General features: G+C 64.3%; 8 protein-coding genes. 1 reads left to right on the top strand and 7 read right to left on the bottom strand.

The annotated features are described in order from the left end of the window. The 6 genes from FJ954_RS04130 to FJ954_RS04105 all read right to left on the bottom strand — a co-directional run. The coding region (locus FJ954_RS04130) for a hypothetical protein (RefSeq protein WP_140618412.1) at window positions 1–610 on the bottom strand (610 nt) is incomplete at its 3' end. Window positions 611–895: 285 nt separating this feature from the next. After that, window positions 896–1,657, bottom strand: coding sequence for a glucose 1-dehydrogenase (locus FJ954_RS04125; protein ID WP_140660489.1), 762 nt, complete (start codon window positions 1,655–1,657; stop codon window positions 896–898). Window positions 1,658–1,667: 10 nt separating this feature from the next. Then, the gene (locus FJ954_RS04120; RefSeq protein WP_015315090.1) at window positions 1,668–2,480 is read right to left on the bottom strand and encodes an ABC transporter permease; all 813 of its coding nucleotides are present in this window, start codon (window positions 2,478–2,480) and stop codon (window positions 1,668–1,670) included. Continuing rightward, window positions 2,480–3,343: an ABC transporter permease gene (locus tag FJ954_RS04115; protein WP_140660488.1), complete on the bottom strand. Its 864-nt coding sequence runs from the start codon at window positions 3,341–3,343 to the stop codon at window positions 2,480–2,482. The genes FJ954_RS04120 and FJ954_RS04115 overlap by 1 nt, the downstream gene beginning before the upstream one ends. Before the next feature lie 63 nt (window positions 3,344–3,406). Further along, window positions 3,407–4,570 (bottom strand): spermidine/putrescine ABC transporter substrate-binding protein, encoded by a 1,164-nt coding sequence (locus FJ954_RS04110; protein WP_140660487.1) that lies wholly within the window; start codon window positions 4,568–4,570, stop codon window positions 3,407–3,409. Then, entirely contained in the window at window positions 4,551–5,687 is a 1,137-nt protein-coding gene (locus FJ954_RS04105; RefSeq protein ID WP_140660486.1) for an ABC transporter ATP-binding protein, read from the bottom strand. The genes FJ954_RS04110 and FJ954_RS04105 overlap by 20 nt, the downstream gene beginning before the upstream one ends. A 114-nt stretch (window positions 5,688–5,801) precedes the next feature. Between FJ954_RS04105 and FJ954_RS04100 the strand changes: the two genes are divergently transcribed. Continuing rightward, on the top strand, window positions 5,802–6,614 hold the full coding sequence (locus FJ954_RS04100) for a LuxR C-terminal-related transcriptional regulator (protein ID WP_015315086.1): 813 nt from the start codon (window positions 5,802–5,804) through the stop codon (window positions 6,612–6,614). A gap of 17 nt (window positions 6,615–6,631) precedes the next feature. Here FJ954_RS04100 and FJ954_RS04095 read toward each other — a convergent pair whose 3' ends face one another. Next, window positions 6,632–8,701 (bottom strand): 3-hydroxyacyl-CoA dehydrogenase NAD-binding domain-containing protein, encoded by a 2,070-nt coding sequence (locus FJ954_RS04095; protein ID WP_140660485.1) that lies wholly within the window; start codon window positions 8,699–8,701, stop codon window positions 6,632–6,634. Window positions 8,702–8,779: the final 78 nt, after the last annotated feature.

The raw sequence follows: 8,779 nt of genomic DNA, 5'->3' as shown, positions 1-8,779 counted from the left end.
CCGCCTGCTGGGCAGTGATGTCAGCCTGCAGCGCCGATATCTGGCCGGGCAGGGCCGCCTGCTGTTCGGCTGTCATGGCGTCGATTTCGGCCTGAGACAGCGACGTCAGTGCGCTCAACTGCGAATTCAGCGTATCCAGTTGAGCCTGGGCCGCGGCAGCTGTGGCAGCGGCCGCCGCAGCCGCGGTCTGCGCGTTCTTGGCTTTCGCCGACTGCGTCACGAATGCCTGAACGGCGGCGAACTTCTTGCTCTTGGAGTTCATATAGGCGTTGACGTTGCGCTGCAGCGAGTTCAGCCGGCCAAGCTTGGCGTGGATATTCTTCTCCTTGGGCACGGACGAGACCTTTGTGTTCGTATCGACCGTGGCGTCGGCCGTTGTGTCGGTGTCCGTCTTGGCTGCCCGTCCCGGTGCCGACGACTTGCCGTGCGAAGCACCGCTGTTGCCGTTGCCATTCCCATGGGTGCCGCCATTGCCGCCGCCATTGCCGTTGCCGCCGCCATTGCCTCCAGCATTGCCGCCGCCATTGCCATGCCCATTGCCGGCGAGCGCCGGAGACGCCAGAAGCGCCAATGCGGCCACGGCCGCGAACAGTGTTTTCCGGTTTGTCATGCTAATCTCCTCGGGAATCGCCGCACTCGCCCACCGCTGAACCACCTGCGTATGAGAAATCGCTAATCATACCCGGTAAACTTTAGACAAATGCGGTCTCAATCCGAGAGCGCGCGCTGCGTCGGATCAACAACCCCTTGAAAAGATAAGGAAATACACAGCTTTGACCTGGCTTGGCACTGAAGTCCCATACCCGCCAGACCATGGTCTTGTGCCGTCCGGCATCCCGCGAAACGACAGAAAAAGCGGGGCTGAACTGGGAAAGGTCGATCGATGAAAGCAGCGTCAGCCGATGCTCTCGCCGCCATCGATCACCAGCGCTTGCCCGGTCATGAAGGATGAACGGTCCGAGACGAGGAACAGGATCGCCTCGGCGATCTCTTCGGCCACCGCCCAGCGCCCCATCGGGATCTTGGTGCGGACATAGGTTTCGATCGCCTCGCGTCCGCCCATCTGGGCGATGAACGGCTCGTTGAATGGGGTGTCGACCCAGCCCGGGCAGAGCGCGTTGACGCGCACATTGTGCCGGGCATAGTCGAGCGACATCTGTCTGGTCATCGCCACCACGGCATGTTTCGACGTCGCATAGGCGATCATCTCGCGGTCGTAGAACACACCCGAATTCGAAGCCGTGTTGAGGATGACGCCACCACCTTGCGCGATCATCGACGGCATCACGATCCTCGCCGCGAGGAATTGCGCCCGCACATTGACCCGCCAGGATGCGTCCATGCCGGCGGTCTCGACCTCGGTCAGCGTTCCGCCGACCTGGATGCCGGCATGATTATGCAGGATGTCGATGCGCTGATGTCTGTCGAGCGTGCCGACGATGAGTTGGTCGATCGCATTGTCGTTCGAGACGTCGGTCGCGATCGCCTCGGCCCGGCCGCCCGCCGCCCGGATATCCGCGGCCGTTGCCTCGCCGGCGGTCCCGTCCCTGTCGGCGATGACGACCACCGCGCCTTCCCTGCCCATGATCATGGCGCCGGCACGTCCGATGCCGGAGCCGGCGCCTGTCACCACGGCGATGCGGTCTTTGAGGATCATGGAGCGGCTTTCAGTTTGACGGCTTGCGCTGGCGCAGTTGCCATTGGGCAAGCACCACGAGCAGGACGGAGGCGACGAGCACGATCGTCGCGATGGCGTTGATCTCCGGCGTTACGCCGCGCCGGATAGAGGCAAAGACATAGATCGGCAGCGTCGTCTGCGCGCCGGCGACGAAGAAGGCGACGATGAAGTCGTCGAAGGAGAAGGTGAAAGCGAGCAGGAAACCGGCGACCACCGCCGGCATGATCTGCGGCAGGACGATCGAGCGGAAGGTCGTCAACGGCGTGGCGTATAGATCGCTGGAGGCCTCGACCAGATTGCGATCGAGGCTGCCGAGCCGCGTGCCGACGATCATCGTTACCAGCGCCATCGAGAACAGGCCATGCGCGGCGATGATCGAGCCGTAGCCGAGCGACAGGCGCGGCGGCTGGTCGCCCGGCCAGACCGAGGCGAGGAACGGATTGACGACCGCGAACAGCTGAACGAGCGCGACCAGCGTCGAGATGCCGATGACGACGCCCGGAACAACGATCGCCGCGCCAAGCAGGCCGTCGAAGACGGCGCGGGTTCTGGCGCCGACACGCGCCAGGCCAAGCGCCGCCGCGGTACCGAACACCGCCGCCAGCAGGGCACTGGTGCTGGCGATGAACAGGCTGTTCTTCAGCGCCTCGACCAGGAACGGGTTGGACAGGGCCTTGCCATACCACTGCACCGAGAAACCGGTGAACTCGCTGGCGTGGTGGCCGGCGTTGAAGGAAAACAGCACGACCAGCACGATCGGCAGATAGAGGAACGCAAAGACGGCAATGACGAAGGCGCGCATCAGATGAGGTCCACCCGGCGAGCGCCCGCAACGCGGTTCGAAATGCGGTTGGCGACAATCAGCACCACCACCGAGACCAGCACCAGCGTGATCGCGATGGCCGACCCGAACGGCCAGTTGCGCGATTGCAGGAAGAGGTCGACCAGCGCGTTGCCGATGAAGAACACCTTGCCGCCGCCAAGCAGCGTCGGGATCAGGTATTCGCCGAGCAGCAGGATCATGACCAGCGAGAAGCCGGTCATCACGCCCGGCAGCGACAGCTTCAGGGTCACGCCGAGAAAGGTCGACAACGGCCTCGCGCCGAGATCGGCGGAGGCCTCCAGCAGCCTTCGGTCGAGCCGTTCGAGGCTGACATAGATCGGCAGGATCATCAGCGGCAGATAGCCGTAGACGATGCCGAGCAGGACCGCGCCCGGCGTGTTGATCAACCTGACATCCTCGATGCCGGCAAAGGCGAGCAGCGCCGGGATGCCGCGTCCACCCAGAATGTACATCCACGCATAGGTCCGCATCAAAAGGCTGGTCCAGAACGGAATGACGACCAGCGCGAGCAGGATCAGCCGCCAGCGCTGCGGCGCCTGCAAGGCGAGGTAATAGGCGACCGGATAGGCGACAAGCAGGCAGGCGAGCGCGCCCACTGGCGCCAGCACCATCGTGTTCCAGAACGCGGTCGCCCGTGCCGGGAGATTGGCATACTGCGCCAGCGTGAAGGCTGCCTGGTAGCCGCCCTCCGGCGCCCGCTCGCCGACGCTGAACACGGCGATGGCGATGAATGGCAGCACCAGGAACACCACCAGCCATGCCGTCGCCGGCGCGAGCAGCAAGGCGGTCAGGAAATTACGCCGAAATCTGTTGCCGTGCATCGAAACCGCCCCGGTGCCGGCGGGCATGGGCCCGCCGGTCGATTGTCTTTATCCAGGCCAGTCTCAAGCCGATTTGAAGCGCGCCATCAGTTCGGCACGGCCCGGGTCGGTCAGCGTTGCCGCCGCGCCGAATTCGAGCGGCGTCAACAGCTCCGCCGCCGGGTAGAGGATCGGATTGTCGAGCACTTCCTTGGGCAGCAGCTTGTTGACGCGCGCATCCGTCGAAGGCGCGCCGTTGGCGAGGTGCTCCTTCACCGCGACCTGCGGGTTCATCAGATAGTTGAGCAGCGCGTAACCGGCGGGCTTGTTGGGCGCGTCCTTCGGGATGGCATAAAAATCGGTCCAGATCTCGCCGCCCTCCTTGCCCAGCACATAGGCGATCTCGGGAATGTCGCGATGCAGTTGCGCGCCGTCATTGGTCCAGCACATCGTCATCCACGCGTCGCCCGCACGCATACCCGGCTGGTAGTCGGACGAGACGGCGAACAGATGCGGCTTGACCTTCAGCAGCAGTTCCTCTGCCTTGGCGAGCTCGTCCTGCTTCAGCGAATTGAACGAATAGCCGTAATATTTCAGCGCGTTGCCGATGGTGGTGAGCTGGTAGTCGTGCACCATGGTGCGGCCATCGCCCTCGGCCATGGCGGTATCCCAGAACTCCTTCCAGCTCGTCATCGGCTTGGTCAGCTTCTTGGTGTTCACTGCAAAGCCCGTGGTGCCCCAGTTCTTCGGCACGGCGTAGATCACCTTGTCGATCGTGCCCTCGGAGGTGAAGCGCGGATCTTCCTGCGCACCGTCGAAATTCGGCAGCTTCGCCATCTCCAGCGGCTCGATAATGCCGAGCTTCTTGTAGGTCGAGATCGTATAATTGGTCGGCACGAACAGGCTCCAGCCCGAGGCGCCGGCCTGCAGCTTGGCCAGCATCTCCTCATTGGAGCCGAACACGTTGACCTCGACGGCGACGCCGGTGTCCTTCTTGAAGTTCTCGAAGGTCTGCGGGTCATGGTAATTCGGCCAGGTGGCGATCGACATGCGGTCGCCAAGGCTTTCGGCGGCGAAGGCAGGGGTCGGCATGATGCCGATCTCGCGCGCCATCACCGCCGTTGCGATGCCAAGGCCGGTGAGGCCAAGGAAGTCGCGGCGGCCGATCGAGCCGCGCTTCAGGCGCATCAGCTGGTCGACGAAATTCTCTGGGCTTATCGGCAGTCCGTCACGATATGATTTCGACATGTTCGTTTACCCTCTGGTTGGTCCCGTTGTTCTTGGTTTCCGGAAACGCCAGCGGCGTTCCCGTGGCATAGCCGATGGCGACGGGTTCACCCGGCTTGAAGAGATTGCCTTGGCCGATCAGGTGATCAGCCTTGGCGAGCAAAGTGCCGATGCCCTGCACTTCGATCGCGTATTCCGCAGTCGAGCCGAGGAATATCCGGTTGCGGACGATGCCCTTGAGCGGGCCGCTTTCGGGAGCGCCAAGGCTGAGTGATTCGGGGCGCAGACTAACCGAGACGGTCTCGCCTTGTCGAAGCGCGGTTCGCTTGCGCGCCGCGATCACAGTGCCGTCCGCCAGCGCCACGTCCACCAGGTCGCCCGTGTGCCCGGCGACGGTGCCGCTCAAGAGATTGGTCTTGCCGACGAAATCGGCGACGAACAGGTCGGCCGGCTCGTCATAGATCTCGCTCGGCTGGCCGAGCTGGACGATGCGCCCGCCATTCATGACGCAGACGAAATCGCTCATCGACAGCGCTTCCTCCTGGTCGTGGGTCACCAGCACGAAGGTGATGCCGATCTCGCGCTGCAGGTTCTGCAGCTCGATCTGCATGTCGGTGCGCAGCTTCTTGTCGAGCGCCGCAAGCGGCTCGTCGAGCAGCAGCACCGCCGGCTTGTTGACCAATGCACGCGCCAGCGCGACACGCTGCTGCTGGCCGCCGGACAGTTCGTGGATCTTGCGGCCGCCATAGCCGGCGAGCCGCACCATTTCGAGCGCTTCGCCAGCCCGCCGGCCGATATCGCGCGACGACAGCCGTGGCCTTGCCTGGCGCAGCCCGTAGGAAACGTTGGCTTCGACATCGAGATGCGGAAACAGCGCGTATTGCTGGAACACCATGTTGACAGGCCGTCGGTAGGGCGGCGTGCCGGCCATGTCCTGGCCACGGATGAACACCTGGCCTTCGCTCGGCTGTTCGAACCCGCCGATCATGCGCAGGCAGGTGGTCTTGCCGCAGCCGGACGGCCCAAGCAGCGCAACGAAGGCGGAGGGCGGCACGGCAAGGTCGATGCCGCTGACCGCGGTCACCGCGCCATAGCGCTTGGCGACGCCGCGAAATTCGATGTCGGGCACTGCGGTCAAGGCTGCGGGCTCCAGGACGATGCGATTTCAAGACGCTACCAGAGCTAATGGCAGCTAGTATATACCTCGCAGGTGGTATATCTGATCTATTTTCCCGTTTAAGGGGGTATTGGATTGAGCGCTTCCCGCAGCGACGAATACAGCCGGCTCGCGACGCTTGTCGCGGCGACGCGGGAGACGAGCGGCGATCTCTTCGGCCAAGCGATGGTCGATTGGCTGCGGCAGCATGTCGGCTTCGACCATTGCGTGATCTTCGGCTATCGGGGTGCCGCGCGCCCGCCACTGCTGTTCGAGACCTTCACGCCGGCCGAAAGCCACGTCTTCGTCGCGCTCTATCAGGAAGGCCCCTATCTGCTCGACCCCTTCCATCACGCGGCGGTCGAGCGCAAGGAAGGGTTCTGGCGCATGCGCGAACTGGCTCCTGATCGCTTCTACGCCAGCGAATATTTTCGCTCCTATTACAGCCAGACCAGGCTGGCCGAGGAAGTCGGCTTCTTCGTGCCGCTGCCGGGCAAGGACGCGCTGGTGCTGTCGCTGATGCGGCTCAGCGCTTCCGGTCCGTTCGGCACCGCCGATGCCAGGCTGCTGCGCGACATGGCGCCGACGGTGATCAGCTTCACCAGGCTGCGCTGGCCAACTCTTCCCGCCGACGAACCGGCCGAGACGAAGCAGGACGAGGAAATCACCGAGGTCAACGAGTTCGACCGCGCCCATATCTGGAAAAGCCTGTCGCTGACGCCGCGCGAAAAACACGTCGTCGACCTGGTGCTGCAGGGCCATTCGACGGAATCGATCGCCAGGGCCATGCGCATCGTGCCGGGAACCGTGAAGGTCCATCGCCGCAACATCTACCGCAAGCTCAACATCAAGTCGCAGGCCGGCCTTTTCGCCCGCTTTGTCGAGATCATCGACGCGCGGATCCGGTAATTCCCACAGGCCGCTGACTACGCTGGATCAGGCTTCCCATGACCGGTTTCGGCCATCCGCTCGAGCAAGGGCGCCGGTTTGAAGACATCCTTGCCCGTCCGCTCATGCCAATACCTGAGTCGCCCGACGATCCTGGCCGCGCCTTCGAGGCCGGCCCAGAACATCGGGCCGCCCTTGCCGATGGGAAAGCCGTAGCCATTGACCCAGACGACATCGATGTCGGACGCACGGGCCGCGATGCCCTCCTCCAGAATCTTCGCGCCTTCGTTGACCAGGGGATAGAGTGTGCGCTCGATGATTTCGTCGGCGCCTATCGTGCGCGGCACGATGCCCTTTTCCGCCGCCTTGTCGCGGATCAGCGCCTCGACCTCTGGATCGGGCACCGGCGTGCGCGAGCCGTTCTCGTAGAGATAGAAGCCGCGGCCGGTTTTCTGGCCGAAACGCCCCTGTTGGCAGAGCGTGTCGGCGATGGGGGCCGTGAGGCCCCGCGCCTTGCGGTTACGCCAGCCGATGTCGAGACCGGCAAGGTCGCCCATCTGGAACGGACCCATCGGCCAGCCAAAATCGGTGAACGCCTTGTCGATCTGGCTGGGGGTTGCGCCTTCGAGCAGCAGCGCTTCGGATTCCGAGCCGCGCGCGGCCAGCATACGGTTGCCGACGAAGCCGTGGCAGACGCCGACGACGACAGCCACCTTGCCGATCCGGCGCGCAAGGTCGATCACGGTCGCCAGCGCATCAGGCGCCGTTTTTTCGGCGCGCACGATCTCCAGCAGTTTCATGACGTTGGCCGGCGAGAAGAAATGCAGGCCGAGCACATCCTGCGGCCGCGAGGTCGAGGCGGCGATTTCGTCGATGTCGAGATAAGAGGTGTTGGTGGCGAGGATGGCGCCCGGCCTCGCCGCTGCGTCGAGCTTCCCGAAGATTTCTTTCTTGACCGCCATGTCCTCGAACGCCGCCTCGACGATCAGGTCGCACTCGGCGAGATCGGCATGGTCGATCGTGCCTTTGAACTGGGCGAGCCGCTGCCGCTTGGCATCCTCGCTCAAGGAGCCGCGTGCAACCGAGACGGTGTAATTCTTCTCGATCGTCGCCAGCCCGCGCCGCAGCGCCTCCTGGCTGGTTTCCAGCAAGGTGACGGGAAAGCCGCCATTGGCGAAGGCCACGGCAATGCCGCCGCCCATCGTGCCGGCGCCGATGACGCCGACGCGGGCGATCCTGCGCTTGACGACATCCTTGCCGGGAAGCTTGGCCGCCTCGCGTTCGGCGAAAAACAGATGCCGTTGGGCGCGCGACTGATCGCTGGCGACAAGCTTGACGAACAGCGCCCGCTCCTCCGCCAGCGCCTCGTCGAAGGGCAGCGTGACGGCATTGCGCACCGCCTGCGCACAGGCGATTGGCGCTTCGAGGCCACGCGCTTTGCGGGCAAGATCCGCGGCCTCCGCATCGAAGGCGGCAAGGTCGGTCTCCTTCAGGACGTCGTCGCGGTCGCGCACCGGCGGGAACGGACCGCCCTTGCGGGCCATTTCGCGGGCGAAATTCACGGCGTGGGTGGTCAGATCGCCTTCGAAAACGGCATCCACCAGGCCGGCGCCGTAAGCCTCATCGGCACCGATCGGTGTACCGGAAACGATCATCTTCAATGCCTTGGCTGCGCCAACCAAGCGTGGCAGCCGCACCGTGCCGCCGCCACCGGGCAGGATGCCGAGCTTCACCTCGGGCAGGCCGAGCTTTGCGCCTTGATCGGCAACGCGGAAATGGCAGCCGAGCGCCAATTCCAGCCCGCCGCCGAGCGCGGTACCGTGGATGGCGGCGACCGTTGGCCTGGCGATGGCTTCCAGCACAGCCACGATGGCGCGCAATTCCGGCTGCTGCATCGGCTTGCCGAATTCGGTGATGTCGGCGCCGGCAACGAAGGTCCGGCCGGCGCAAGCGATGACGATGGCCGCGACCGATGCGTCATCGCGCAAAGCGACCAGAGCCTGCATCAGCGGTTCGCGGACGTGGAAACTCAGCGCGTTTACTGGCGGATTGTCGATGGTGACGATGGCGACGCCACCCTCGTTCGCGACGCTGACAGAACTGGACAAGTGGAGGCCTCCCAAGACCGGCTGAGATTGGGGACCGGTTTACAAGGCCACGCCGCGAATGGGAACCGGCTGGTCCAA

The organism is Mesorhizobium sp. B2-3-15, from assembly GCF_006442875.1.
Taxonomy (GTDB): Bacteria; Pseudomonadota; Alphaproteobacteria; order Rhizobiales; family Rhizobiaceae; genus Mesorhizobium; species Mesorhizobium australicum.
This window is presented reverse-complemented; position numbering and strand designations above follow the sequence as displayed.